Origin of the sequence: Streptomyces sp. JW3, from assembly GCF_052216785.1 — a bacterium.
Classification (GTDB): domain Bacteria; phylum Actinomycetota; class Actinomycetes; order Streptomycetales; family Streptomycetaceae; genus Streptomyces.
Genome location: NZ_JBQOUX010000010.1, coordinates 1 through 24,212, shown reverse-complemented (window position 1 = coordinate 24,212; position 24,212 = coordinate 1). Strand labels below are relative to the sequence as shown.

At 70.7% G+C, this 24,212-nt stretch carries 25 protein-coding genes; 12 read left to right on the top strand and 13 right to left on the bottom strand.

What is annotated here, in order from left to right; all coding sequences use genetic code 11:
* The first annotated feature begins 5 nt into the window (after positions 1-5).
* Positions 6-1,280 carry an ATP-binding protein gene (locus tag ACTT8P_RS06725; protein ID WP_442830600.1) on the top strand — a complete coding sequence of 425 codons (1,275 nt, stop codon included), beginning with the start codon at positions 6-8 and terminating at the stop codon, positions 1,278-1,280.
* Between the two features lie 10 nt (positions 1,281-1,290).
* Here the strand turns inward: ACTT8P_RS06725 and ACTT8P_RS06720 are convergent, their stop codons facing one another.
* Positions 1,291-1,842, bottom strand: a complete 552-nt coding sequence (locus ACTT8P_RS06720) for a GtrA family protein (RefSeq protein ID WP_442830670.1) — start codon at positions 1,840-1,842, stop codon at positions 1,291-1,293.
* A gap of 176 nt (positions 1,843-2,018) precedes the next feature.
* Between ACTT8P_RS06720 and ACTT8P_RS06715 the strand changes: the two genes are divergently transcribed.
* From ACTT8P_RS06715 to ACTT8P_RS06700, 4 genes are all read left to right on the top strand, one after another.
* Positions 2,019-3,161 carry a 5-(carboxyamino)imidazole ribonucleotide synthase gene (locus ACTT8P_RS06715; RefSeq protein WP_442830599.1) on the top strand — a complete coding sequence of 381 codons (1,143 nt, stop codon included), beginning with the start codon at positions 2,019-2,021 and terminating at the stop codon, positions 3,159-3,161.
* Positions 3,158-3,691: a 5-(carboxyamino)imidazole ribonucleotide mutase gene (purE, locus tag ACTT8P_RS06710; protein ID WP_442830598.1), complete on the top strand. Its 534-nt coding sequence runs from the start codon at positions 3,158-3,160 to the stop codon at positions 3,689-3,691. Before ACTT8P_RS06715 ends, purE begins: the two co-directional genes overlap by 4 nt.
* Before the next feature lie 6 nt (positions 3,692-3,697).
* On the top strand, positions 3,698-4,876 hold the full coding sequence (locus ACTT8P_RS06705) for a dipeptidase (RefSeq protein ID WP_442830597.1): 1,179 nt from the start codon (positions 3,698-3,700) through the stop codon (positions 4,874-4,876).
* A 296-nt stretch (positions 4,877-5,172) separates the two neighbouring features.
* Complete coding sequence (locus tag ACTT8P_RS06700; protein ID WP_442830596.1) at positions 5,173-6,312, top strand: dipeptidase; 1,140 nt, start codon at positions 5,173-5,175, stop codon at positions 6,310-6,312.
* Positions 6,313-6,324: 12 nt separating this feature from the next.
* Here the strand turns inward: ACTT8P_RS06700 and ACTT8P_RS06695 are convergent, their stop codons facing one another.
* Positions 6,325-6,717 (bottom strand): VOC family protein, encoded by a 393-nt coding sequence (locus ACTT8P_RS06695; protein WP_442830595.1) that lies wholly within the window; start codon positions 6,715-6,717, stop codon positions 6,325-6,327.
* A gap of 17 nt (positions 6,718-6,734) precedes the next feature.
* A complete protein-coding gene (locus tag ACTT8P_RS06690; protein ID WP_442830594.1) occupies positions 6,735-7,097 on the bottom strand; it encodes a VOC family protein in 363 nt (120 codons plus the stop codon).
* 88 nt (positions 7,098-7,185) lie between these two features.
* Between ACTT8P_RS06690 and ACTT8P_RS06685 the strand changes: the two genes are divergently transcribed.
* A complete protein-coding gene (locus tag ACTT8P_RS06685) occupies positions 7,186-7,692 on the top strand; it encodes a CGNR zinc finger domain-containing protein (RefSeq protein ID WP_442830593.1) in 507 nt (168 codons plus the stop codon).
* 1 nt (position 7,693) lies between these two features.
* Here the strand turns inward: ACTT8P_RS06685 and ACTT8P_RS06680 are convergent, their stop codons facing one another.
* Entirely contained in the window at positions 7,694-9,037 is a 1,344-nt protein-coding gene (locus ACTT8P_RS06680) for a UDP-glucose dehydrogenase family protein (protein WP_442830592.1), read from the bottom strand.
* Positions 9,038-9,224: 187 nt separating this feature from the next.
* Between ACTT8P_RS06680 and ACTT8P_RS06675 the strand changes: the two genes are divergently transcribed.
* Positions 9,225-10,382, top strand: a complete 1,158-nt coding sequence (locus ACTT8P_RS06675; protein ID WP_442830669.1) for an acyl-CoA dehydrogenase — start codon at positions 9,225-9,227, stop codon at positions 10,380-10,382.
* A 264-nt stretch (positions 10,383-10,646) separates the two neighbouring features.
* Positions 10,647-11,162 (top strand): DUF6879 family protein, encoded by a 516-nt coding sequence (locus ACTT8P_RS06670; protein ID WP_442830591.1) that lies wholly within the window; start codon positions 10,647-10,649, stop codon positions 11,160-11,162.
* Between the two features lie 40 nt (positions 11,163-11,202).
* Here ACTT8P_RS06670 and ACTT8P_RS06665 read toward each other — a convergent pair whose 3' ends face one another.
* Positions 11,203-11,331 carry a hypothetical protein gene (locus ACTT8P_RS06665; protein WP_361157022.1) on the bottom strand — a complete coding sequence of 43 codons (129 nt, stop codon included), beginning with the start codon at positions 11,329-11,331 and terminating at the stop codon, positions 11,203-11,205.
* On the opposite strand from ACTT8P_RS06665, the gene ACTT8P_RS06660 reads away from it, so the two are divergent.
* Entirely contained in the window at positions 11,276-12,025 is a 750-nt protein-coding gene (locus ACTT8P_RS06660) for a helix-turn-helix domain-containing protein (RefSeq protein ID WP_442830668.1), read from the top strand. The two genes, ACTT8P_RS06665 and ACTT8P_RS06660, sit on opposite strands and share 56 nt — an antisense overlap.
* 97 nt (positions 12,026-12,122) lie before the next feature.
* Here ACTT8P_RS06660 and ACTT8P_RS06655 read toward each other — a convergent pair whose 3' ends face one another.
* From ACTT8P_RS06655 to ACTT8P_RS06645, 3 genes are read right to left on the bottom strand one after another with little or no spacing between them, the layout of a single operon-like run.
* Complete coding sequence (locus tag ACTT8P_RS06655) at positions 12,123-12,647, bottom strand: DUF6879 family protein (RefSeq protein WP_442830590.1); 525 nt, start codon at positions 12,645-12,647, stop codon at positions 12,123-12,125.
* Between the two features lie 50 nt (positions 12,648-12,697).
* Positions 12,698-12,880, bottom strand: coding sequence for a DUF397 domain-containing protein (locus ACTT8P_RS06650; protein ID WP_442830589.1), 183 nt, complete (start codon positions 12,878-12,880; stop codon positions 12,698-12,700).
* A 12-nt stretch (positions 12,881-12,892) separates the two neighbouring features.
* A complete protein-coding gene (locus ACTT8P_RS06645) occupies positions 12,893-13,747 on the bottom strand; it encodes a helix-turn-helix domain-containing protein (RefSeq protein WP_442830588.1) in 855 nt (284 codons plus the stop codon).
* A 141-nt stretch (positions 13,748-13,888) separates the two neighbouring features.
* Here ACTT8P_RS06645 and ACTT8P_RS06640 point away from each other — a divergent pair, with 141 nt between their 5' ends.
* A complete protein-coding gene (locus tag ACTT8P_RS06640) occupies positions 13,889-14,344 on the top strand; it encodes an ATP-binding protein (protein ID WP_442830587.1) in 456 nt (151 codons plus the stop codon).
* 51 nt (positions 14,345-14,395) lie between these two features.
* On the opposite strand, the gene ACTT8P_RS06635 is transcribed toward ACTT8P_RS06640, so the two are convergent.
* Complete coding sequence (locus ACTT8P_RS06635; protein WP_442830586.1) at positions 14,396-14,962, bottom strand: acyl-CoA thioesterase; 567 nt, start codon at positions 14,960-14,962, stop codon at positions 14,396-14,398.
* A 119-nt stretch (positions 14,963-15,081) separates the two neighbouring features.
* On the opposite strand from ACTT8P_RS06635, the gene ACTT8P_RS06630 reads away from it, so the two are divergent.
* Positions 15,082-16,356: an LCP family protein gene (locus tag ACTT8P_RS06630; RefSeq protein WP_442830585.1), complete on the top strand. Its 1,275-nt coding sequence runs from the start codon at positions 15,082-15,084 to the stop codon at positions 16,354-16,356.
* Between the two features lie 10 nt (positions 16,357-16,366).
* On the opposite strand, the gene ACTT8P_RS06625 is transcribed toward ACTT8P_RS06630, so the two are convergent.
* Positions 16,367-17,857, bottom strand: a complete 1,491-nt coding sequence (locus ACTT8P_RS06625; protein ID WP_442830584.1) for an LCP family protein — start codon at positions 17,855-17,857, stop codon at positions 16,367-16,369.
* A gap of 165 nt (positions 17,858-18,022) precedes the next feature.
* Between ACTT8P_RS06625 and ACTT8P_RS06620 the strand changes: the two genes are divergently transcribed.
* Entirely contained in the window at positions 18,023-19,087 is a 1,065-nt protein-coding gene (locus ACTT8P_RS06620) for a glycosyltransferase family 2 protein (RefSeq protein ID WP_442830583.1), read from the top strand.
* Between the two features lie 11 nt (positions 19,088-19,098).
* On the opposite strand, the gene ACTT8P_RS06615 is transcribed toward ACTT8P_RS06620, so the two are convergent.
* The 3 genes from ACTT8P_RS06615 to ACTT8P_RS06605 form a co-directional block, all read right to left on the bottom strand.
* Entirely contained in the window at positions 19,099-20,643 is a 1,545-nt protein-coding gene (locus ACTT8P_RS06615; RefSeq protein ID WP_442830667.1) for an LCP family protein, read from the bottom strand.
* A gap of 82 nt (positions 20,644-20,725) precedes the next feature.
* Positions 20,726-22,381, bottom strand: coding sequence for an LCP family protein (locus ACTT8P_RS06610; protein WP_442830582.1), 1,656 nt, complete (start codon positions 22,379-22,381; stop codon positions 20,726-20,728).
* A gap of 276 nt (positions 22,382-22,657) precedes the next feature.
* Positions 22,658-24,212, bottom strand: a 1,555-nt coding sequence (locus tag ACTT8P_RS06605; RefSeq protein ID WP_442830581.1) for an LCP family protein, incomplete at its 5' end; no start/stop codon positions are given.

Here is a 24,212-nt window from a genome sequence, read left to right as displayed (position 1 = left end):
GGAACATGCGCCGTCGACTGATCCAGTCCACGCTCGCCGTGGTGCTCGTCGTGATCGCCGTCTTCGGCGTCTCCCTGGTCCTCGTCGAGGCGCGGACCATCAGCTCCACCGCCCAGGAGCGGGTGGACCTGGAGGCGGCCCGGCTCGCCAGCATCGTGGACAGCCGGCTGCTGGGCACCGGCAGCGTCGACGCCGAGGTGCTGCGCCGGCAGGTCGAGGGCGACCGCTACGCCGTGATCCGCATCCCCGGCAAGCCGCCCATCGAGGTCGGCGACGCACCGTCCGGCGAGGTCATCCGGGGCGCGGCCACCGGCGAGGAGGGCGAGACGGTCGTCGTCCAGGAGCCGCGCTCCTCGGTGACCCGGGAGGTCGGCCGGACCCTGCTGATCATCGGCCTGGTGGCGCTGCTCGCGGTGATCGCCGCCGTGCTGCTCGCCGTCCGCCAGGCCAACCGACTGGCCTCCCCGCTCACCGACCTCGCCGAGACCGCCGAGCGCCTCGGCTCCGGCGACCCGCGCCCCCGGCACAAGCGGTACGGCGTCCCCGAGCTGGACCGGGTGGCCGACGTACTGGACTCCTCCGCCGAGCGCATCGCCCGGATGCTCACCGCCGAGCGCCGCCTGGCCGCCGACGCCTCGCACCAGCTGCGTACGCCGCTGACCGCGCTGTCGATGCGCCTTGAGGAGATCACCCTCACCGACGAGCCGGACACGGTGAAGGAGGAGGCGACCATCGCGCTGGCCCAGGTGGAGCGGCTGACCGACGTGGTGGAGCGGCTGCTGACCAACTCCCGGGACCCGCGCAGCGGCTCCGCCGTCACCTTCGAGCTGGACGACATCATCCAGCAGCAGATCGCCGAGTGGCGCCCCGCCTACCGCAGCGAGGGCCGGGCCATCGTCTCCTCCGGCAAGCGGCACCTGACCGCCGTGGGCACCCCGGGCGCGGTCGCCCAGGTGCTGGCCGCGCTGATCGAGAACTCGCTGATGCACGGCGGCGGCACGGTCGCGCTGCGCACCCGGGTCACCGGCAACCAGGCCGTGGTGGAGGTCACCGACGAGGGTCCTGGCGTCCCCGCCGACCTGGGGGCGCGGATCTTCGAGCGCACCATCAGCGGACGCAACTCCACCGGCATCGGGCTGGCGGTCGCCCGTGACCTCGCCGAGGCGGACGGCGGACGCCTTGAGCTGCTCCAGTCCAACCCGCCGGTCTTCGGACTCTTCCTGTCCCGCACCGCGCCGCCGAAGTCGGACCCGACGGAGGCGGACCGGACGGTCCGGTGAGGGGCGGGGCTCAGCGGGAGCGGCCCGGCGCCGGCACCACCGTCGGGCTCTCGTGCTCCAGGAACGATTCCGCACGGGCGACGGCGTCCCGGGCGGGCAGCGCCTTGAAGACCCAGGAGCGGTAGGACCAGAAGCGGAACAGCGTGGCCACACCGATGCCGACGAACTTGAAGACGTTGCTCTGCAGCGGGCTGTCCCAGCCGAAGCCGTACGTCGCCGTGTAGAGCACGCCGTTCTCGATCACCAGGCCGATCGCGCTGAACAGCAGGAACAGCGACATCTCCTTGGTGCGGCCGCTCTTGTCGCGGTCCCGGTAGGTGAAGTACCGGAAGCCCACGTAGTTGAAGACGATGGCGACGACGGTGGCGATGATGCTGGCCCGCACCACCTGGAGGTCGGTCGTGTGCCGCATCAGGTTGAAGACCAGCAGGTTGACCAGGACGCCGGCGCCGCCGACCGCGCCGAACTTCAGCACCTCCCGGACCACGCCTTCGAGCCGCTGCCGCAGCGCGCCGCGAGCCCCGGGGGGCGCCTTTCGAGGCGCCGAGGAACCATGTCCCATGGTCGTGCAGGCCCCCGCTCGGTCGGTTCGCGTCAACCCGGCCATGCTAACCACCCGACCGCGTCAATTTCCTGTGGACGGCGGGAGCGGGCCCCGGGCAGCCGGGTTCCGCCCGCTGAAACCCGCTGAAACGGCCGGGAAGCGTCCTCCGCGCGGGCTGCCGATACGCTAGGGGGGTGACGTTCCCGGTAGTCGGCATGGTCGGCGGGGGGCAGCTCGCTCGTATGACACACGAGGCGGGCATCCCGCTCGGCATCAGGTTCAAGCTCCTCAGTGACACTCCCCAGGACTCGGCGGCCCAGGTGGTGAGCGAGGTCGTCGTCGGCGACCATCGCGACCTGGACACGCTCCGTGAGTTCGCCCGTGGCTGTGACGTGATCACCTTTGATCACGAACACGTGCCCACCGAGCACCTGCGGGCCCTGGAGGCGGACGGCATCCCCGTCCGCCCCGGCCCGGACGCGCTGGTGCACGCCCAGGACAAGGGCGTGATGCGGGCGAGACTCACGGAGATCGGCGTGCCCTGCCCACGGCACCGGATCGTGCGCGATCCGGCCGATGTGGCGGCGTTCGCGGCGGAAGGCGGGGGAGGTTTTCCGGTCGTCCTGAAGACGGTCCGCGGCGGATACGACGGCAAGGGCGTGTGGGTGGTGGACTCGGAGGCGGCGGCCGCCGAGCCGTTCCGCGCCGGTGTGCCGGTGCTCGCCGAGGAGAAGGTCGACTTCGTCCGCGAGCTGGCCGCCAACGTCGTACGGTCGCCGCACGGCCAGGCCGTCGCCTACCCGGTCGTCGAGTCGCGGCAGGTGAACGGCGTCTGCGACACGGTGATCGCGCCCGCCCCCGGCCTGGACGAGGACCTGGCGCTGCGGGCCGAGGAGATGGCCCTGTCCATCGCCAAGGAACTCGGCGTGGTCGGCCATCTGGCCGTCGAGCTGTTCCAGACCCGGGACGGCCGCGTCCTCGTCAACGAACTGGCGATGCGCCCGCACAACTCCGGCCACTGGTCGATGGACGGCGCGATCACCTCGCAGTTCGCCAACCACGTCCGCGCCGTCCTCGACCTGCCGCTCGGCGACCCGCGCCCGCGCGCGCCCTGGACGGTCATGGTCAACGTCCTCGGCGGCGACTACCCGGACATGTACTCCGCGTACCTGCACTGCATGGCCCGCGACCCCCAGCTGAAGATCCACATGTACGGCAAGGACGTGAAGCCCGGCCGCAAGGTGGGGCACGTCAACACCTACGGCGACGACCTGGACGACGTACTGGAGCGCGCCCGGCACGCCGCCGGTTACCTGAGAGGGACGATCACCGAATGAGCCCCGCCGCCCGTCCCGTCGTCGGCATCGTCATGGGGTCGGACTCCGACTGGCCCGTCATGGAGGCCGCCGCCAAGGCCCTGGACGAGTTCGAGATCGCCCACGAGGTCGACGTCGTCTCCGCGCACCGGATGCCCCGCGAGATGATCGCGTACGGCGAGGAGGCCGCCGGACGCGGGCTGAAGGCGATCATCGCCGGCGCCGGCGGCGCCGCCCACCTGCCCGGCATGCTCGCCTCCGTCACCCCGCTGCCGGTCATCGGCGTGCCCGTGCCGCTGAAGTACTTCGACGGCATGGACTCGCTGCTGTCCATCGTGCAGATGCCGGCCGGGGTGCCGGTCGCCACCGTCTCGGTCGGCGGCGCCCGCAACGCCGGGCTGCTCGCCGCCCGCATCCTCGCCGCGCACGACGAGGAGCTGCTCGGCCGGATGCGCGAGTTCCAGCAGGAGCTGAACGACCAGGCCACCGAGAAGGGCAAGCGGCTGCGCACCAAGGCGGAGGGATCGGCTTCCTTCGGTTTCGGGAAGTAGGCCCCCATGACCTCACTGGAGACAGCCCGGGAACTGCTGCGCGAGTTCCCCGTCGTCGACGGCCACAACGACCTGCCCTGGGCACTGCGCGAGCAGGTCCGCTACGACCTCGACGCCCGGGACATCGCCGCCGACCAGTCCGCCCACCTGCACACCGACCTGGCCCGGCTGCGGGCCGGCGGGGTCGGCGCGCAGTACTGGTCGGTGTACGTCCGCTCCGACCTGCCCGGCGCGCTCACCGCGACGCTGGAGCAGATCGACTGCGTGACGCAGCTCATCGACCGCCATCCGGGGGAACTGAGGGCCGCGCTGACCGCCGCCGACATGGCGGCCGCGCGGGCCGAGGGCCGGATCGCGTCGCTGATGGGCGCGGAGGGCGGCCACTCGATCGAGAACTCGCTCGGCGCGCTGCGCGGGCTGTACGCGCTCGGCGTGCGGTACCTGACGCTCACCCACAACGACAACGTGGCCTGGGCGGACTCCGCGACCGACGCGCCCGGCGTCGGCGGGCTGTCGGCGTTCGGCCGCGAGGTCGTGCGCGAGATGAACCGCGAGGGCATGCTGGTCGACCTCTCGCACGTGGCGGCGACGACCATGCGGGACGCGCTGGACACCTCGACCGCGCCGGTGATCTTCTCGCACTCCTCCGCGCGGGCCGTCTGCGACCACCCCCGCAACATCCCCGACGACGTACTGGAGCGGCTGCCCGCCAACGGCGGCGTGGCGATGGTGACGTTCGTGCCGAAGTTCGTGCTCCAGGCCGCCGTGGACTGGACCGCCGAGGCCGACGCGAACATGCGTGCGCACGGCTTCCACCCCCTGGACTCCGGCCCGGACGCGATGAAGGTGCACCACGCCTTCGAGCAGAGCCGGCCGCGCCCGGTCGCCACCGCCGGCACGGTCGCCGACCACCTCGATCACATGCGCGAGGTGGCCGGCGTGGATCACCTCGGCATCGGCGGCGACTACGACGGCACGCCGTTCACCCCGGACGGCCTGGACGACGTCGCCGGCTACCCGAACCTCATCGCGGAGCTGCTCGACCGCGGCTGGTCCAAGGCCGACCTGGCCAAGCTGACCTGGAAGAACGCGGTCCGGGTACTGGGCGCGGCGGAGGACGTGGCCCGCTCGCTGAAGGCCACCCGCGGCCCGTCCAACGCGACGCTCGCGGACCTGGACGGCTGACGGGGCGCTGCGCGCCGGGGCGGGGGCGGGGCGGGGGGATCGGTGCGGCCGGTCGTCCCGCCCCCCGGTACATCCGGTCGCCCTCCCGGTACATCCGGTCGCCCTCCCGGTACATCCGGTCGCCCCCCCGGTACATCCGGTCGTCCCCCCGGGACGCCTCCGACCAGGTGACCGGCGCGGCCCGGGACCGCTGACCGGCACTGACCGGCGTACCCCCTGACGGCCCACCCACCAGGAAGCCCGTCACGCTCCGTGCGACGGTGTCGGTATCGCACGACGACCGTACGGAGCCCGCCATGGCAGACCTCCAGGACGACCTGCACCCGAGCACCGAGGCCGGCGAGCTCGACGACCTGCCCGCGTCCTTCCCCGCCGAAGTGGCCGAAGTCCTCGCCCCGGAGCCCTACACCCCCGTCTCCGACCCGGACGGCGCACCACTGGAGCGGGCGCACGCCGTACTGGCCGCGCATCCCGTGGCCGACGGGTACAGCGGGCTGCCCTGGGCGCTGAAACACCTGCCCTGGTACGACCTGGAGATCGGTGAGAGCGCCGTCGACACCGACGTGCCCCGGCTGCGCGAGGGCCGGGTCGGCGCGCTGTTCGCCGCCCTGCACCTGCCCGAGGCCATCGACGGCGACCGGGCCGTCGGCGCCACGATGGAGCAGCTCGACCTGGTCAAGACGGTCGTCCGGGAGCACCCCGAGGGGCTGCGCCTGGCGTACGACGCGGGGGAGGCGATCGACGCCCGCAACTGCGGCCGGGTCGCCGTGCTGCCCGGTCCCGCAGGGGCCGCCGCCGTCGGGAACTCGCTCGGCATCCTGCGCTCGCTGCACCTGCTCGGCCTGCGGGTGCTCACCCTGACCGGCGTCACCTGGGCGGGCGGGACGGGGCTGACCCGGTTCGGCGAGGAGGTGGTCCGCGAGATGAACCGGCTCGGCGTCATCGCCGACCTCTCCGGCGCCTCCCCGGAGACCTTCCGCCGCACCTTCGCCGTCTCCAAGGCGCCCGCGCTGTGCACCCGCTCCGCCGCCCGCGCGCTGCGCCCGCACCCCGCCAACCTGCCCGACGACCTGCTGGCCGAGCTGGGCGCGGCCGGCGGCCTGTGCCTGGTGCCGCTGACCGCCGAGCAGACCGGCCCCACCGTCCGCGACGTCGCCGACCACCTGGACCACGTCCGCGAGGTGGCCGGACCCGGGGGCGTCGGCCTGTCCGGCACGTACGACACCGGCACCGCCCACCCGCAGGAGCTGGGCGACGCCTCCTGCTACCCCCGGCTTGTCGCCGAGCTGCTGCGGCGCGGCTGGGACGAGGCCGACGTGGCCCTGCTGACCTGGGGCAACGTCCAGCGGGTGCTGCGCGGGGCGGCGTTCACCGCCCGCGCGTTCCAGGCCCGGCGGCAACCGTCGACGGCGACCATCGCCGACCTCGACGGCTGACGGCGGTACGCCTCAGTGGTGCTCGATCCGGCAGAGGCAGAACGGATGCCCCGCCGGATCGGCGTACACCACGAAGTCCTTCTTCTCCCGGTCCTCCGCGTCCAGCACCCGGGCGCCCAGCGCCAGCACCTTCTCCTGCGCGGCGTCCATTTCCTCCCACGTCGACCCGCCGTCGAAGTCGAGATGGAACTGCTGGGCGTCGCGGTCCGAGCGCGGCCACTGAGGCGGGGTCAGGTCCGGCGCCCGCTGGAAGGACAGCCGGGGCCCGTCGGGGACCTGGAGGACCACCCAGTCCGGGTCGTCCTGCCGGGGCGTGCCGCCCACCACCTGGGCGTAGAAGCGGGCCAGTGCGAGGGGATCGGGGCAGTCGAGCACGACGGAACGGAAACGTGCGGCGGGAGCCATGCGTGCGACCTCCTGGGTCAGCCGGCGGCGCAGAGACAGAACGGGTGCCCGGCCGGGTCCGCGTAAACCCGGAAGGACCGGGCGCGGTCCGCCGCGTCCAGCGGCTTCGCGCCCAGCGCGAGGACGGCCTGCTCGGCCGCGTCGAGATCGGGCACGTCCAGGTCGAGGTGGACCTGCTGCGAGTGGTCGGGCGCGGGCCACTTCGGCGGTACGAACCCGGGGGCGGCCTGGAAGGCGAGCTGCTGCCCGCCCGGCAGCTTCAGGTCGACCCACTCGCCCTGGTCCTCGACGGTCCCGCCGAGCACCTCGGCGTAGAAACCGGCCAGGGCGTGCGGATCGGGGCAGTCCAGGACGACGACACTCAGTTCGGCGACGGCCATGACTTCCTCCTCGGAGTCGGTTACCGGCAAGGGGAGGGTATCCAGTAACGGTTACTGCATCACCCGATTTAGCGGTAACGTCACGGGCATGACGGACAGATCCCCCGCGCCGGGGCGGCTGGCGCTGGTGGAGTCGCTGGTGAACACGCTCGACGTGGAGACGGGCACGGACACGCTGGGCACACCGGAGGGACGGGCGGCGTTCCGCCTCACGGCGGATGAGGTGCCGGCGGCCGTCGCACTGCGTGAGTCGCTGCGGGCCGCGCTGCTCGCCCACGCCGGCCATCCGCCGCACCGCGCGGTGACCCCGCTGGGGGAGCTGCTGGCCCAAGGGCCGCTGGTGGTGACGGTCGACGCCGCCGACGGCTCGGCCGCGCTCGCGCCCGCCCACCCGGAATCCCTCACCGCCCGGATCGCCGCCGCCGTCGCGGAGGCCCTGGTCGCGAACACCTGGAACCGGCTGAAGGCGTGCGAGGCCACCGACTGTCTGTGGGCGTACTACGACCGCAGCCCCGCCGGCCGCGGCCGCTGGTGCTCGATGCGGGTGTGCGGGGCGCGCGCGAAGATGCGCCGCTACCGGGCCAAGGGGGCCTGAACTACGCGGTCGGCCGGCCCATCGCCCGGTACGTCCAGCCGGCCCGCCGCCACGCCTCCGGGTCCAGCGCGTTGCGCCCGTCCAGGATCACCCGGGCGCCCGCCACCTCGCCGAGCGCCTCGGCGTCCAGCTCGCGGAACTCCCGCCACTCCGTCAGGTGCAGCACCACGTCCGCGCCGCGCACCGCGTCCGTCGCCGACTCGGCGTAGCCGAGGGTCGGGAAGAGCCGCCGGGCGTTCGCCATGCCCTTGGGGTCGTAGACCGTGACCTGGCCGCCCTGGAGGTGGATCTGCCCGGCGACGTTGAGCGCGGGGGAGTCCCGTACGTCGTCGGAGTCCGGCTTGAAGGTGGCGCCGAGCACCGCGACCCGCTTGCCGAGGAACGGGCCGCCGCCCAGCGCCTGACGGGTCAGCTCGACCATCCGGCCGCGCTGGCGCATGTTGATGGAGTCGATCTCGCGCAGGAAGGTCAGCGCCTGGTCGGCGCCCAGCTCACCGGCGCGGGCCATGAACGCCCGGATGTCCTTGGGCAGGCACCCGCCGCCGAACCCGATCCCGGCCCGCAGGAACTTCTTCCCGATCCGGTCGTCGTAGCCGATCGCCTCGGCCAGCTTGGCCACGTCGCCGTCGGCGGCCTCGCACACCTCCGCCATCGCGTTGATGAAGGAGATCTTCGTGGCCAGGAAGGAGTTCGCGGACGTCTTGACCAGCTCGGCGGTCGGGAAGTCGGTCACCACGAACGGCGTCCCTTCACCGACCGGCGTGGCGTAGACCTCGCGCAGCAGCTTCTCGGCCCGCTCGCTGCGCACGCCGACCACGATCCGGTCCGGGTGCAGGGTGTCCTGGACGGCGAAGCCCTCGCGCAGGAACTCCGGGTTCCAGGCCAGCTCGGCGTCCCCGCCCGCCGGGGCGTGCTCGACCAGGTAGGCGGCCAGCCGGTCGGCCGACCCGACCGGCACCGTCGACTTGCCGACCACCAGCGCGGAACCGCGCAGGTGCGGGGCGAGCGAGGCCAGCGCCGACTCCACATAGCTCATGTCGCAGGCGTACTCACCGTGCTTCTGCGGGGTGTTCACGCACAGGAAGTGCACGTCGCCGAAGGCCGCGACCTCCTCGAAGTCGCATGTGAAGCGCAGCCGCCCGCTGGACCCCTCGATCCCGGCGACATGCTTGCGCAGCAGTTCCTCGAGCCCCGGCTCGTACATCGGGACCTCGCCGCGCCGCAGCATGTCGATCTTCTCCGGCACCACGTCCAGACCCAGCACCTCGAAGCCCAGCTCGGCCATGGCCGCCGCGTGCGTCGCGCCGAGATAGCCGGTGCCGATCACGGTGATCTTGAGGGCCATGGATGCTCCAGGGGTGTACGGCGACGGTGCGGGAGCGAGCATAACCGGGGGCATGGTCCGGGCTTCGGACGGGCAGCCTGCGGCTGTCGTCAAGCTCACCTACCCACCCGCGCCGACCCGGTTCTAAAATCTGGGTTACTTAACAGTAGTTAGCGTCATGACCGCATCGTTCTGGAGCGTGAAGACCTTGGCCGGATCGGCTGACTTCGACCTGTACCGCCCGTTGGAGGAGCACGACATGCTCCGCGACGCCGTCCGTTCGCTGGCCGAGGCGAAGATCGCGCCGCACGCCGCCGCGGTGGACGAGGAGGCCCGCTTCCCGCGCGAGGCGCTGGCCGCGCTGACCGCGAACGACCTGCACGCGGTGCACGTCCCCGAGTCCTACGGCGGCGCGGGCGCCGACGCGCTCGCCACCGTGATCGTCATCGAGGAGGTGGCCCGGGTCTGCGCCTCCTCCTCCCTCATCCCGGCGGTGAACAAGCTCGGCTCCCTCCCGGTGATCCTCTCCGGCTCGGAGGACCTGAAGAAGAAGTACCTGTCCCCCCTCGCCAAGGGCGACGGCATGTTCTCGTACTGTCTCTCCGAGCCGGACGCGGGCTCGGACGCGGCCGGCATGAAGACGAAGGCGGTCCGCGACGGCGACTTCTGGGTCCTCAACGGTGTGAAGCGCTGGATCACCAACGCCGGCGAGTCCGAGTACTACACGGTCATGGCCGTCACCGACCCCACCAAGCGCTCCAAGGGCATCTCCGCCTTCGTCGTCGAGAAGTCCGACGAGGGCGTCTCCTTCGGCGCCCCGGAGCGGAAGCTCGGCATCAAGGGCTCCCCGACCCGCGAGGTCTACCTGGACAACGTCCGCATCCCCGCCGACCGCATGATCGGCGCGGAGGGCACCGGCTTCGCCACGGCCATGAAGACCCTGGACCACACCCGCATCACCATCGCCGCCCAGGCCCTCGGCATCGCCCAGGGCGCGCTGGACTACGCCAAGGGCTACGTCCAGGAACGCAAGCAGTTCGGCAAGCCGATCGCCGACTTCCAGGGCATCCAGTTCATGCTCGCCGACATGGCCATGAAGATCGAGGCGGCCCGCCAGCTCACGTACGCCGCCGCCGCCAAGTCCGAACGCGGCGACCGTGACCTGACCTTCCAGGGCGCGGCCGCCAAGTGCTTCGCCTCGGACGTGGCGATGGAGGTCACCACGGACGCGGTCCAGCTGCTCGGCGGATACGGCTACACCCGTGACTATCCGGTGGAGCGGATGATGCGAGACGCGAAAATCACCCAGATTTATGAGGGCACGAACCAAGTTCAGCGGATCGTGATGGCCAGGAACCTCCCCTGAGGACCTGACGAACGGACCGAGCCCCGGCCGGCCCGGGCAGCGTCAGCTGCGGGGGCCGGGGCTGCCGGGGGCTTCTTCGCCGCGTCGACTACGCGACCGGGCAGGCCGGTGTCGCGTTCGCACGATGCGGTGAGCAGGTCACCACGGCCAGGGACAGGTACGCAGGACGTTCCAGGAGCAGTCCGGCGAACGGTTCGGTACCAGACAGTGAGGCGGTCGTCAGGATTCCGGCCCGGATGATCCCGATGATCAGGGAGGCGTGTGATGCCGTCGAGCGTGCCCAGCTTCGCTGAGCTGCTTGGCCAGTGCGAGCGATCCGCCGTTCACCTGGAACTCCGTGATTCATATGCCTCCACCGATCGGTTCGAGGCGTGGAAGCGGGGTGAGCGGATCGATTGGGAGGACCGCGCGTCCTGGTGGCACCCCTACGACCAGTTGATCACGGACACCGTGGCCCGGGACGTGGCGATCCGCCGGGCCCGGGTGGTCTCCGAGCCGGTGTCGGACTACATCCGCTGGGAGTACTACGTCACCCGCGCCAATGTCACGGCGGGCGAGGAAGTGCGGTGGTTGCCGCGGCGGCGGGCTACGAGTATCGCTCTGCCGGGCAATGACTTCTGGCTCTTCGACGGCACCCTGCTCCGAGTGCACCATTTCTCAGGTGATGGAGTGGTGGTGGAGGACGAGATCACGGTTGACCCGGAAGCCGTGAAACTGTGCTCCGCCGCCTTCGAAGCGGTCTGGGAGCGAGCGATCCCGCACCACCTGTACGAAATTTGATGAAAGCCGGCTCCATGTCCCCAAACCCCTCCTCGCGTGTTCAGAAGGCCCGTGAGGAACTGGCCGGGCGTCTGCGTGAGATCAGGAAGGACGCGGGGATCAGCGGGCGGGAGCTGGCCGTCAGGTGCGGCTGGTCGGAGTCGAAGTCCTCCCGGATCGAGAATGCCAAGACTCCTCCGTCAGACGCGGACATCAAAGCGTGGTGTCGAGCCTGCGGCGTTGATGGCCAGGCCCCCGACCTGATCGCTGCCAACAGACAGTCCGCAGATGCCCATGTGCAGTGGAGACGACTCCAGCGAAGCGGCCTCCGCCGGTTGCAGGAGTCCACCGGAGACCTGTACCAACAAACAAAGATCTTCAGGGTCTACGTCTCCGATGTGATTCCCGGTTTCCTCCAGACACCCGGATACGCCGCTGCCCTGCTGTCGTCCATCGCAGAATTCCGAGGGACCCCGGACGATGTGACTGATGCTGTTGCGGCCCGTATGAGACGTAACGAGGTGCTGAGGAGTGGCACACGCCGGTTTTCATTCGTACTGGAGGAGTCGGTATTGCGGTACCGGCTGTGTGGCGCGGACACCATGGCGGCCCAGCTTGGTCACCTGCTTGGGGTGATGGAACGTCCGAACGTCGCCGTGGGGCTCGTCCCGTTCTCAGCGCAACGAACCGTTTGGCCCATGCCAACGTTCACGATCTTCGACGACAGCAGGGTGCACGCGGACAGGCTGGACGCGGCTGCCACCCTCACACAGCCCAGCCAGGTCGAGCTTTACGCCCGAGCCTTTGAGCGGCTGTCACAGGGGGCCGCGCGGGGAGCGGCAGCGCGACGCTTGATAGCGGATGCGGTGGCGTCTCTCACGTGATAGCGGGAGCTCCCCTCTGTGAGGGTGTTCGTGCAGGTCACTGACGAACGAGCCCCGGCCGGCACCGACAGCGTCAGCTGCGGAGGCCGGGGCTTCTTCACGTCCCGTACTTGGCCCACCATTCGACGAAGGGTTCCGCCTCGGCGAGAGCCGTGTCACGGTACCCGGTGAATTCCACCACCCGTTCGGGCTCCAATAGCGCTGAGCCGACGTACTTTCCGGTCTCGTCGTAGTTCATCACGACCACGGACGCGGAGTCGAAGCACCAGAAGTCGGGGACGCCGGCCAGCGGATTGGGCTTGTCGGTGATATCGAGAATGAAGAACTCCTCGCCGCCGGTGCTGTTCTTTCGGTAGCCCCAGCCGAGTTCGAAGGACAGATAGTCCGTGAGCGGGCGCGACAGAATGTGTACCCGATGGACTCGCTTTCCGGCTCTGGTGTGCGAGCGGAGTTCTTCCACCCACCCGGCGTTGTAGTCACTCGGCTGTGGCTGCCCAGCCAGGAAGGCGTGATACGCGTCGACGTTCCCGGATTTGCTGTAGTCATCCAGGGTCTCCAGGCGGAAAGCCTCGCACTCGAAGGAGTCGAAAAATTCTCCGAGGGTCTTGGATGAGCTTGTCACGGATGGCCTTCTGTAGGAGAGCGGGGGAGTCAGGCAGTACGAGGCTCTGCTCAATGGCTCTTCTTCGTTGCGTGCGAGAGGAAGGCGGCCCAGGCGGCAGGGGGGAAGGCGAGGACTGCGGGCGCGGGCTTTTTGGAGTCGCGGACCAGGATCGCGGTCGGCACACTGGCTGTCTCTACGCAGTTCGAACTGTCACCGCTGTACGTGGACTTCCGCCATTGAAGGTTTTTCACGATCAGCCTCTCTCACATCTCCCGGATGAGGTTCTGGATGGCGTCCCGCGATCCGGCGGGGTCGAGGGCGCAGGACTCCATGTGATCCAGAACGGCACGGTACTTGCTCAACTGCGCGTCTGCGTCGAGAAATCCGCAGCCCCCGTGGTGGGTGTCCAGTTGCACGGTGTCGAGTTGGGGTACGGCCCCCTCGACGTAGTCGAAGGACTGTCCCGTGCTGGGGTAGCGCTCCGCCCCGAAGGGAATGACCCGCAGCGTGACGTGCGGCAGTTCGCTCATCTCCAGCAGATGGGTGAGCTGGCCTCGCGCGACGGCGGGGCCGCCGAAGCCCATGCGGAGAGCCGACTCGTGAATGATCGCCGAGTACGGAGTCGGGGCGTCCCGGTGAAGGATGCCCTGGCGCTTGACGCGATGGGTGAGGCGGTGCTCGATCTCGTACTGCCGCATGGCCGGGACCACTGCGCGGAACAGCGCGCGGGCGTGGTCGGTGGTCTGGAGGAGCGCGGGAATGTGTATCGCGAGGGCTACGCGCAGTGCGGTGGCGTGGTGCTCCAGTTCGGCCAGGTCGACCAGGGCCGCGGGCAGGTGCTCGCGGTACTCCTCCCACCAGCCACGAACCCGACGCCCGGTCATCGCGGCCAAGGCGGTGATCAGGACATCGTCGGCACAGTCGTAGGCGGAAGCCATCGCCCGGACACGGTCGGCGCTGAGAGGGCTGCGTCCGGTCTCGATCATGCTCACCCGCCCCTGGTTGACGCCCAGGTGAGAGGCGGCCTGGGTGACGGTGAACCCGGCATGTTCCCGCAGTTTGCGCAGTTCAGTGCCCAGGCGCCGCTGGCGCAGGGTGGGGTTGCTGACGGGGGGCAAGACACCTCTCCTCGGACCGCTGTGCGGGTGCACTCGTAACCCACACGAGGTAATAGCTGTTACATCTTCTCAATGTGGGAGATGGATCTCCCGAGAGGTTCTACGGTGTTCTCCATACCGCCCAACTTCCCGGAGGCCTTCATGGGCACCGTATCCCCGTCCGATACCTGGGCATACGCCCTCCGCCTGCCACACGACCCCAGAGCCGCACGCGTCGCACGGGTGACCGTACGGGCCGCCCTCGCGGGACATGGGCAACGCGAACTGCTGGACGACGTCGAGCTGTTGACGTCCGAACTGGTGACCAATGCCTACCGGCACACGCGCGGGCCGTGCTCGCTACGGCTCAGCGCGTTGGGGGACGGGCGGCTGCGGGTGGGGGTGTGGGACAGCCACCCGTACGTGCCCGCGCCGTTCGCCGACCCGTCCGGCGGGCGGATCGCAACCGCGCCGCTCGGCGCGCGTGGCGGGCGAGGGCTGCACCTCGTACAGGAGTACGCCGAGACGTGGGGCGGCTGGACGCTCGGGGAGGGGCTGCTCGGACGCGGGGCGGGGAAGCTGCTCTGGTTCGAGGTGAGAGGGCCTGGCCCTCGGTAGGGCAGGGCACGCCCCCGTGCCGCAGAGCCGTACAGCCGTACAGCCGGTCCGCTAGTCCGCGAACCCCTCCGCCGCCCGGCGCTCCCGCAGTTCCATGATCGCGCGGCGGCGGGCCAGCCGGTGGGTGCGGCGGATCCGGGCCTCCTGGTGGCGGCGCCGGTCGCGCTCGGTCTCCGGGAGCACCGGCGGTACCGCGCGCGGCTTGCCGTCCGCGTCCACCGCGGCGAAGACCAGGTAGGCCGAGCCGACCTGGGTGGGCGGCGCCGACTCGTTCCAGCGCTCCGCCAGGACCCGCACCCCGACCTCCATCGACGTCCGGCCGGTCCAGTTCACCTGTGCCTTCACATGGACCAGGTCACCGACCCGGACCGGTTCGAGGAACGCCATCTCGTCCATCGACGCGGTGACGGCCGGGCCGCCCGAGTGACGTCCGGCGACGGCGCCCGCCGCGTCGTCCACCAGCTTCATGATCACGCCGCCGTGCACCGTGCCCAGCAGATTGGTGTCGTTGTGGGTCATGATGTGGCTCAGGGTGGTGCGGGAGGCCGAGGTCGGCTTGCCCGGGATCTCCGGGGCCGCCGCGTCCTCGGCCGGAGCCTGTGGTGCCTGGTCTGTCATGACCTCCACCTTAAGCGGGGGCGACATCGGTGTGATTTGTGTCAGCTTGGCAACAGCGCTGCCCTGATTTTCCGACGACCCTTGTATAGGGCACAGCCGAGACCTGCACACTGGTCCGCATGAGCGATTGGCCCGAGGGAAGGCCCGGCGACAACGGCGGCCGGTACGGACGCGGCAGCGCGAGCGCGCAGCCCGAGAGCGCCCGCGTGATGCGGCAGGTCCGGCGCGGCCAGACGCCGCCGCCCGGCCCGGGGGCGCCGCCGTACGGCGCCGGGGTGCCGCAGCAGCCGACGTACGTCGACGGCGGCGGGCACGGCGGGTACGACAGCGGCTACAACACCGGCCAGGTCTACGGCAGCCCCGGCGGCCAGGGCCCGGCCGGCCCCGGTCCCGGCGGCCCGGGGCGCCCCGCGCCCAACTGGGGCCGCCGGATCAAGTGGACCGCGATCACCGTGGCGACCGTGCTGGTCGTCACGTTCGTCGGTACGTACTTCTGGGCCGACTCCAAGCTCAACCGCGACGTCGACCTGTCCAAGGTGATCGACCGGCCGGACGCGGGCGAGGGCACCAACTACCTGATCGTCGGCTCCGACAGCCGCGAGGGCATGACCGACGCGGAGAAGAAGGAACTGCACACCGGCTCCGCCGAGGGCAAGCGCACCGACTCGATGATGATCCTGCACACCGGCGACAACGGCTCCACGCTGGTCTCCCTGCCCCGGGACTCGGACGTCGAGATCCCCACGTACAAGGGGTCCGAGTCCGGCAAGACCTACCAGGGCACCGGCCGGCACGTGAAGCTGAACGCCGCCTACGCCGAGGACGGCCCCGAGCTGCTGGTGCGCACCGTCGAGTACAACACCGGCCTGCACATCGACCACTACGTCGAGATCGGCTTCGGTGGCTTCGCCAACATCGTGGACGCGGTCGGCGGTGTCACCATCGACATCCCGCAGGACATCAAGGACACCAAGTCCGGCGCCAACTTCAAGAAGGGCGAGCAGACCCTCAACGGCGAGGAGGCCCTCGCCTTCGTCCGCACCCGGTACGCGCTGGCCGGCTCCGACCTGGACCGCACCAAGAACCAGCAGAAGTTCCTGTCCGCCCTGGCCAGTCAGGTGGCGACCCCGTCGACCGTGCTGAACCCGTTCAAGCTCTACCCGACCATGGGCGCCGGCCTGGACTCGCTCGTCGTCGACAAGGACATGGGCCTGTTCGACCTGGCCGGCATGTTCTGGGCGATGAAGGGCGTCAGCGGCGGCGACGGCACCTCCATGAACATGCCGATCGCGGGGAACACCTCGAACGGCAATCTCCAGTGGGACAGCGCCAAGGTCAAGACGCTGGTGGACGAGCTGAAGAACGACGAGAAGGTCACCGTCTCCGGCAACTGAGCCGCCGGTCTCAGGTCCGCTTCCCGCACACCACCTCGTCGCCCCGGACCACGGCCCCCGTCCGCCGCGGGGGCTGTTCCGGCCGCACCTCGCGGACCTCCGCGAAGTCGGCGCCCGCGATCACCTTCAGCGTGCCGCCCTGCCCCGGGACCGCCCGCAGCTCACTGCCGGGCAGCGCGGCGGCCAGCGACTTCGCCGAGTTGTCCCAGCGCGGGTCGTAGGCGACGACGGTACGTGCCACGTCCGGCGCCGGGGCGTTCACCGGGGCGCCGGAGGTGCGGAACCCGGTGGCCCGCAGCGCCTTGTCGACGCGCTTGCCGAGCCCGGCGGTGCGGGTGCCGTTGGCGACCTGGACCCGGATCTGCCGGGGATCGACCGGGACCCGTACCACCCCGGTCCTCGGGGCCGGCCGGTGCGCGGCCAGCGGCTGGTCCTCGCGCAGCGCCGCGAACAGCCGCCCGGCCGCCGCGTCGTCCCACTTCAGGGTGGAGCCGACGCCCTTCACGGCGTACCCCATCGGCTGGAGGGGGACGGTGGTGAACTCGGACGACGACGGGGAGAAGTCGCGCATCGCGCGGCCCAGGGCGAGCATCTCGCCGGTGCCGAAGCCCCGGTCGGCGCGGACCGAACCCAGTACCGCCTTCGTCACGTCCCGGAACTTCATCGGGTTCAGCAGGATGCCCGACGAGGTGGCCCGGTCGATGGTGGCCGCCATGAACCGCTGCTGGCGCTGCATCCGGCTCAGGTCGGACGCCCCGTCCAGATGGCGGGCGCGGACGTACTGGAGGGCCTGGCCGCCCTTCAGGGTGTGCGTGCCGGCCGGCAGGTCCAGGCCGGTGTAGCGGTCCTTGAGCGGCTGCGCGGTGCAGATCCGGACGCCGCCGAGGACGTCGACCGTCTTCATGAAGCTGGTGAAGTCGACCTCCAGGTAGTGGTCGATCTTCACCTTGGTCATCGCCTCGACGGTCCGCACGGTCAGCTGCGGGCCGCCCTCCGCGTACGCCGCGTTCAGCTTCAGCGGATGCCCCTTGTGCCGCTCGCCGGTGGTGCGGTCGGTGTGCGCCGGGAGGACGGCGTAGGAGTCGCGCGGCAGGCTGACCACGCTGGCCCGGTCCCGGTCCGCCGAGATGTGCACGATCATCATCGTGTCGGTGCAGTGGCAGGGCGCGCCGCCCAGCCGGTACGCGCGCCGCTCCCGCTCGGAGATCCGGTCCCGGCCGTCGGTGCCGACCAGCAGCACGTTCATGCCGTGCCCGGCCCGCGGCCGGTTCTTCATGTCCTTGAAGGCGTCGACCCGGGTGAGGTCGGAGTCCAGGCCGGTCAGCACCGCGTGCCCGATCCCGGCCGAGGCCAGCACCACCACCGACAGCGCGGACGACACCCGCACGGCCCAGCGCGGGCCGCGCCGCCGCGCGGACGCGCGCCGGACGGGACGCGCCCGCCGGTGCCGCGGCGGCGTGGCCGGGACCCTGGGGGCGGGGGAGCGGGGCGGCGTGGGCAAGGGGACACCTCCGCGAGGACAGGCCCTGGTGTGCCGGAACGGTGTGCCGGAGTGGGGTACCGGTCGTGTGATCCTGAGCACCGTAGGCCGATACGATCTGCGGACCGGGGCAGCGGCCCCCGCGGCGCGCACCCGGGTCCCCCGTTCGCGGTAACGTGAGCCGTGATGAACGCCAAGTCCGACGTGCGGCTCCCCGCCGTTTCCGTGATCATGCCCGTCCTCAACGAGGAACGTCATCTGCGCGGCGCCGTCCAGGCCATCCTCGCCCAGGAGTATCCCGGCGAGATGGAGGTGGTGATCGCCGTCGGTCCGTCCGCGGACCGGACCGAGGAGATCGCCGCCGAGCTGGTCCGCGAGGACCCCCGCATCCATGTGGTGCCGAACCCGACCGGCCGCACCCCCGCCGCGCTGAACGCCGCGATCAAGGCGTCCCGGCACCCGGTCGTGGTCCGCGTCGACGGCCACGGCATGCTCTCGCCCGGCTACATCGCCACGGCCGTACGGCTCCTGGAGGAGACCGGCGCGCAGAACGTCGGCGGCATCATGCACGCCGAGGGCGAGAACGACTGGGAGCACGCGGTGGCCGCCGCGATGACCTCGAAGATCGGCGTCGGCAACGCGGCCTTCCACACCGGCGGCGCGGCCGCCCCGGCCGAGACCGTCTACCTCGGCGTCTTCCGCCGCGAGGCGCTGGAGCGGCAGGGCGGCTACAACGAGGAGTTCATCCGCGCCCAGGACTGGGAGCTGAACTTCCGCATCCGCGAGGCCGGCGGCCTGATCTGGTTCTCGCCCGAGCTGAAGGTCTCCTACCGGCCCCGGCCGAGCATGAAGGCACTGGCCAAGCAGTACAAGGACTACGGCCGCTGGCGGCACGTCGTGGCCCGCTACCACTCCGGCTCCATCAACCTGCGCTACCTCGCCCCGCCCACCGCGGTGTGCGCGATAGCCGCCGGGATCGTGGTGGGCGCGGTGCTCACCCCGTGGGGCTTCGTGGTCCCGGGCGGCTATCTGGCCGCGATCGTCGCCGGGTCGCTGCCCGCCGGGAAGGGGCTGCCCCTCAAGGCCCGGCTCCAGATCCCGGTGGCGCTCGCGACCATGCACATGTCCTGGGGCTGGGGCTTTCTGACCAGCCCGAAGTCGCTGGCCCGCAGGGTGATCGCGTCGCGGCGGGCGGCGGTGCTGCCGGACGCCGACGCCGACGCCGCCACCCCCGCCGCCGACGTCCGCTGACTCAGGACGCCTCAGGACCAGGTGAACGCCGGGTTCACGTGCATGCACGCCGACTCGTCGGCGCCGTTGAGGGCCTCGGCCGACTCCGGCGTGGTGTCGTCCTCCTTCGGCGCCTCGTAGGCGCCGCTGTCGCGCCAGTCGGCGCCGACGAAGACCGTCACACCGGTCACGTCGGTCGACTTCTTCACCGAACTCGACAGGACACCCAGCGACTTGGCGACCCGCAGCGCGTCGCCCTCCAGGTCGGCGCTCGGATACCGCACCACCGTGGTGTCCTCGCCCTCGTACCCGCCCTGGTCGGCGACCGCCTTGCCGAAGCCGTCCGCGACGAGCTGGTCCGCCACCGTACCCGCCCGCCCGCCGACCGCGGCCCGGGTGTCGGTGCCGGTGGCGTTGCGCACCTGCACGGCGATCTCGTCGTCGGCGGCGGCCGGATCGTCCGGCGCCTCGGACGCGGCCGGCTTCTTCTTCGCGTCCTTGCCGTCCAGCGCGATGTCCTCGCGCACCAGCCGGAACAGCTGCTCGGCGTCCTCGGTGGGCTCGACCCGCGCCCCCACGTACCGGTTGGGCATCGTGGTCATGGTGATCCGCTTCGGCTCGACCTTGCGCAGCTCGTTGCTGAGGTCGTACAGCTTGGAGACCGAGCCGAGGCCGGAGTCGACGGTGAGTGCCTCGGTGGCCTCCTCGGCCAGCCGGCGCAGCTTGACCGGGCTGCTCAGCGTGGCGTTCTCGCGCAGCACGCGGACCATCGAGTTCATGTACATGTGCTGTGCCTTGGCGCGGGCCAGGTCGCTGCCGTCCTCGAAGCCGTACCGGGTGCGCAGCCACTGGAGGGCCTGCTCGCCCTGGATGGAGTGGGTGCCCTCCGTCAGCTTCAGACCCGAGCCGTGGCCCTGGCTGTCCCGGGAGTGGATGTTGGCGTCCACGCAGACCGGGACGCCGCCGATGGCGTCCGCCATCGACACCACACCGGAGAAGTCGACCATGACGAAGTGGTCGATGTGGATGCCGGTGAGCTCCTGCCAGGTGGCGACCGTGCAGCCGGGGCCGCCGTGGCCGAGGCTCTGGTTGGTCATCGCCCGGCCGTCGCTGGCCGGATAGACGGTCCCGTCGTCCGGGTCGGTGCACTTCGGGATCTGCACCAGGGTGTCGCGCGGCATGCTGACCACCGACATGTTGCTGCGGTCGGCGGAGAGGTGCACCAGCATCTGGACGTCCGCGAGCGGCGCCGAGCCGAACGTCTCCTTCGCGCCGCCGAGTTCCTGGTTCTCCTCGGTGTCCCGCGCGTCCGAGCCGATGACCAGGATGTTCAGCGGGGTCTGCCCGGCGGCGTTCGGCGTCGGCGCCGCGACCTTGCTGTCGCCGAGGTTCAGCTCCGCCTTCTCGATGTTGCCGTTGAGATGGCGGTAGTAGAGATATCCGGCGCCGGCCGTCGCGCATATCACCACGGCGAGGGTGATCGCGGTCCAGCGCAGCGCCCGCCTGCGGCGGCGCCGCGGCCGGTGCCCGTGCGTCCCTTCGTTCCCGGGGTCTCCGTCGCCGGGCGGCGCGGCCACCTCCGGCGCGCTGTTGTGCGTCTTCACTGCGTGTCCCTCCCCGCCGACGAGCCGCGGGACGGCGCTGCCGCCGCCGGCGTGCTCAGCTGGCGCACTTCACCTCGTCGGCCGTGGACTTGCGCACGTTCGTCGACGCGGACGACGCGGAGTCGAGTTCTACTCCGGCGCCCTCGAAGTCCTTGCCCAGGGTCAGTGTCATGGTGGGCAGGCCCTGGGCGTCGGTGACGGACTCGCCGGGCTTCATGGCCGAGCCGGACAGGCCGAGCAGGTCGGCGAGGCGGCGGGCCTGGTCGGCCTGGTCGGGGTCGTATTCCAGTTGCGTCTTGCTGAGTTCCTGCTCGGCGTTGCCGCCGTTCTCGGACTTGGTGACGCCGGCCGTCGTCTGGAGCCAGTTCAGCTCCTGCTGGGCGCTGCCGGCGGCGGCGCCGCCGTTGAGGACCTGGACCCGGACCTCGGCGGCGTCCGCCTTGGTGCCCTTGAGGCGGGCGGCGACGGCGGCCTTCTCCTTCTTGGCCTGCTGCTTGACCTCGGTGAGGGAGACGTCGTTCTTGATCATGTCGAAGAGCTGCGGGGCCTCCGACTGCCGCAGCACCACGGTCGCCTTGATCGTCTCCGCCGGGTTGTCGTCGACCGGCACGGTGGTGAACGAGATGTTCTTCGGCGGTACTTTCTTCAGCTCCAGGGCGACGTCCTTGAGCGTGCCGACATTGCCGATGGCGCTGTCGACGGTGAGCGCCTTCGTCGCCGCCTCGGCCAGCTTCAGCAGCTTGGTGGGGCTGGTGAGAGTGTCGCCGGAGGACATCTTGCGCATCAGCGAGCCCAGGAACTGCTGCTGCACCTGGATGCGGTCCAGGTCACCGCTGTTGCCGAAGGAGTGCCGGGTGCGGACGAAGGCGAGCGCCTGCTCACCCTCGACCGTGGTTTTGCCGGCGTCCAGATGGAGCTTGGACTCCTTGTCGTCGACGGCGTGGTCCACGCACACCTCGACGCCGTCGACCGCGGTGGTCAGCGTCTTGACCGCGTTGAAGTCGGCCATCATGAAGTGGTCCGGCTTGATGCCGGTCACCGCCTCGACGGTGCGCATGGTGCAGCCCGGGTCCCGGCCGCTCTCGCCGAGGCTCCGGTTGAACCGGACGCCCTGGAGCCCCGGGATCACCTTCTCGGTGCCGTCCTCCTGCTCGGTCGGGCAGTCCGGGACGTCGACGATCAGGTCGCGGGGGATGCTGAGCGCGGTGGCGTTGGAGCGGTCCTTGGCGACGTGCAGCAGGATGTTGGTGTCGGCGTGGCCGGTGCTGCCGGTGTCGCCGTAGCCCTCGTTGCCGTCGCCGGTGCGCTTGTCGGTGCCGATGACGAGGATGTTGAACGCCTCGTTCTTGCGGAAGCTGCTCGCGCCCGCGTCGCCGACGTCCGTCGTGGAGACGTTGCCCTCGAGGTGCTTGAGGTAGAAGTAGCCGCCGGTGCCGGCCGCGAGGATCACGAAAGCCATCGTGGAGCCCGTCCACAGCAGGACCTTGCCGGCCTTGGGCTTCTGCTTCGCCGGGCGGCGTCTTCGCTGGGGCGGGACACCGGGAGCGGGGGCGGGCGCGGTGCGGGGGCCCGGTACCCGGGCCGGTGCGGGAGAGCGGGGCGACTGCCGGGAGTGCGGTGCTCGAAGCTCGTATTCGCCGGTCTGGGGGTTGCGTACCCACTGGTCTGCGGGGTCGATGTCGTCCGCCCGCCCACGGCCTTGCGCGTCCACGGTTGTCCGAATCCTCCATCGGGAGTCACGCGGCACCTTGCCCGGAAGGCGCGCGGTCAGCATCAGCAAGTGCGCGACGCCTGGCGGGGCTTCACGGCAGTGGGCACTGGAGTGCTCACATTATCCGCCTGAATCAGCGCCGAACTGCGTCGGGTCCCGGCCTCCAGGTACGGTCTCCGCCCTTTGACGTGTGTCCACCGAGAGGTGGACCAACGGCGGCCCCGATGGGTTGTACGGCGGGGCCGCCCTGTCAGACGTGAGATGCGGCCGCCGGGTTCACTCGGCGCACTTGACCTCGTCGGCCGTGGACTTGTCCACGTCCACCGACGTGTTCGACGAGGAGTTGAGCTTGACGCCGGCGCCCTTGAAGTCCTTGCCCAGGGTCAGTGTCATGGTGGGCAGGCCCTGGGCGTTGGTGACGGACTCGCCGGGCTTCATGGCCGAGCCGGACAGGCCGAGCAGGTCGGCGAGGCGGCGGGCCTGGTCGGCCTGGTCGGGGTCGTATTCCAGTTGCGTCTTGCTGAGTTCCTGCTCGGCGTTGCCGCCGTTCTCGGACTTGGTGACGCCGGCCGTCGTCTGGAGCCAGTTCAGCTCCTGCTGGGCGCTGCCGGCGGCGGCGCCGCCGTTGAGGACCTGGACCCGGACCTCGGCGGCGTCCGCCTTGGTGCCCTTGAGGCGGGCGGCGACGGCCGCCTTCTCCTTCTTGGCCTGCTGCTTGACCTCGGTGAAGGAGACATCGTTCTTGATCATGTCGAAGACCTCGGGGGCCTTCGAGTCGTCCACCACGACCGTGACCGGTGTCTCCTCCGCCGGGTTGTCGACGACCGGCAGCGTGGTGAACGTCAGGTTCTTGACGTTGAGCTTGCCCAGCTCCAGACCGAGGTCCTTCAGCTTGCTGATGCTGTCCAGCTGGGAGTCGACGGTCAGCGCCTCGGTGCCCGCCTCGGCCAGCTTCAGCATCTTGGTCGGGCTGGTGAGGGTGTCGTTGGACTTCAGCTTGCGCATCAGCGCGCTGAGGAACTGCTGCTGGAGTTCGATCCGGCTCAGGTCGCCGCCGAAGCCCACGGAGTGCCGGGTGCGGACGAAGGCGAGGGCCTGCTCGCCCTCGATGGTGTGGGTGCCCGCCGACAGCTTCAGATGCGAGTCGGGGTCGTCGATGTCCTTGGCCAGGCACACCTCGACCCCGCCGACCGCCGTGGTCAGCGTCTTGACCGCGTTGAAGTCGGCGACCATGAAGTTGTCCGGCTGCACCCCGGTCAGCTCGGTCACCGTGCGCACGGTGCAACTGGGCGTACGGCCGTCCTGGCCCAGGCTGGTGTTGAAGCGCACGCCGGTGGTGCCGGGGATGACCTTCGTCGAGCCGTCCTCCTGCTCGGTCGGGCAGTCCGGGACGTCGACGATCAGGTCGCGGGGGATGCTGAGCGCGGTCGCGTTGGAACGGTCCTTGGAGACGTGCAGCAGGATGTTGGTGTCCGCGTGCCCGACGCTGCCCGCGTCGCCGTAGCCCTCGTTGCCGCTGCCGGTGCGCTTGTCGGTGCCGATCAGCAGGATGTTGATCGCCTTGTCCTTCTGGAAACCGCCGGTGCTCGCGCCGTCGTCGGAGACGGCCGTGATGTTGCCGTTGAGGTGCTCCACGTAGAAGTACGCGGCCGCGGCCGTGCCGAGGATCACGAAGGCCATCGTGCCGCCGGTCCACATCAGGATCTTGCGGCCCTTGGACTTCTTCTTCGCCGGGCGCCGTCCGCGCCGGCCGGGCGGCGGCTCCTCGGGGGCGCCGCGCCGGCGCCGGGGCGGCGGTACGTCGCGGCCGGGGGCCTCCGGACCCGGGGCC

Coding starts and splice junctions, on each gene's coding strand:
- ACTT8P_RS06725 (WP_442830600.1), top strand. CDS start 6: ATGCGCCGTCGACTGATCCAGTCCACGCTCGCCGTGGTGCTCGTCGTG.
- ACTT8P_RS06720 (WP_442830670.1), bottom strand. CDS start 1,842: ATGGGACATGGTTCCTCGGCGCCTCGAAAGGCGCCCCCCGGGGCTCGC.
- purE (WP_442830598.1), top strand. CDS start 3,158: ATGAGCCCCGCCGCCCGTCCCGTCGTCGGCATCGTCATGGGGTCGGAC.
- ACTT8P_RS06705 (WP_442830597.1), top strand. CDS start 3,698: ATGACCTCACTGGAGACAGCCCGGGAACTGCTGCGCGAGTTCCCCGTC.
- ACTT8P_RS06700 (WP_442830596.1), top strand. CDS start 5,173: ATGGCAGACCTCCAGGACGACCTGCACCCGAGCACCGAGGCCGGCGAG.
- ACTT8P_RS06695 (WP_442830595.1), bottom strand. CDS start 6,717: ATGGCTCCCGCCGCACGTTTCCGTTCCGTCGTGCTCGACTGCCCCGAT.
- ACTT8P_RS06690 (WP_442830594.1), bottom strand. CDS start 7,097: ATGGCCGTCGCCGAACTGAGTGTCGTCGTCCTGGACTGCCCCGATCCG.
- ACTT8P_RS06685 (WP_442830593.1), top strand. CDS start 7,186: ATGACGGACAGATCCCCCGCGCCGGGGCGGCTGGCGCTGGTGGAGTCG.
- ACTT8P_RS06680 (WP_442830592.1), bottom strand. CDS start 9,037: ATGGCCCTCAAGATCACCGTGATCGGCACCGGCTATCTCGGCGCGACG.
- ACTT8P_RS06670 (WP_442830591.1), top strand. CDS start 10,647: ATGCCGTCGAGCGTGCCCAGCTTCGCTGAGCTGCTTGGCCAGTGCGAG.
- ACTT8P_RS06640 (WP_442830587.1), top strand. CDS start 13,889: ATGGGCACCGTATCCCCGTCCGATACCTGGGCATACGCCCTCCGCCTG.
- ACTT8P_RS06635 (WP_442830586.1), bottom strand. CDS start 14,962: ATGACAGACCAGGCACCACAGGCTCCGGCCGAGGACGCGGCGGCCCCG.
- ACTT8P_RS06630 (WP_442830585.1), top strand. CDS start 15,082: ATGAGCGATTGGCCCGAGGGAAGGCCCGGCGACAACGGCGGCCGGTAC.
- ACTT8P_RS06620 (WP_442830583.1), top strand. CDS start 18,023: ATGAACGCCAAGTCCGACGTGCGGCTCCCCGCCGTTTCCGTGATCATG.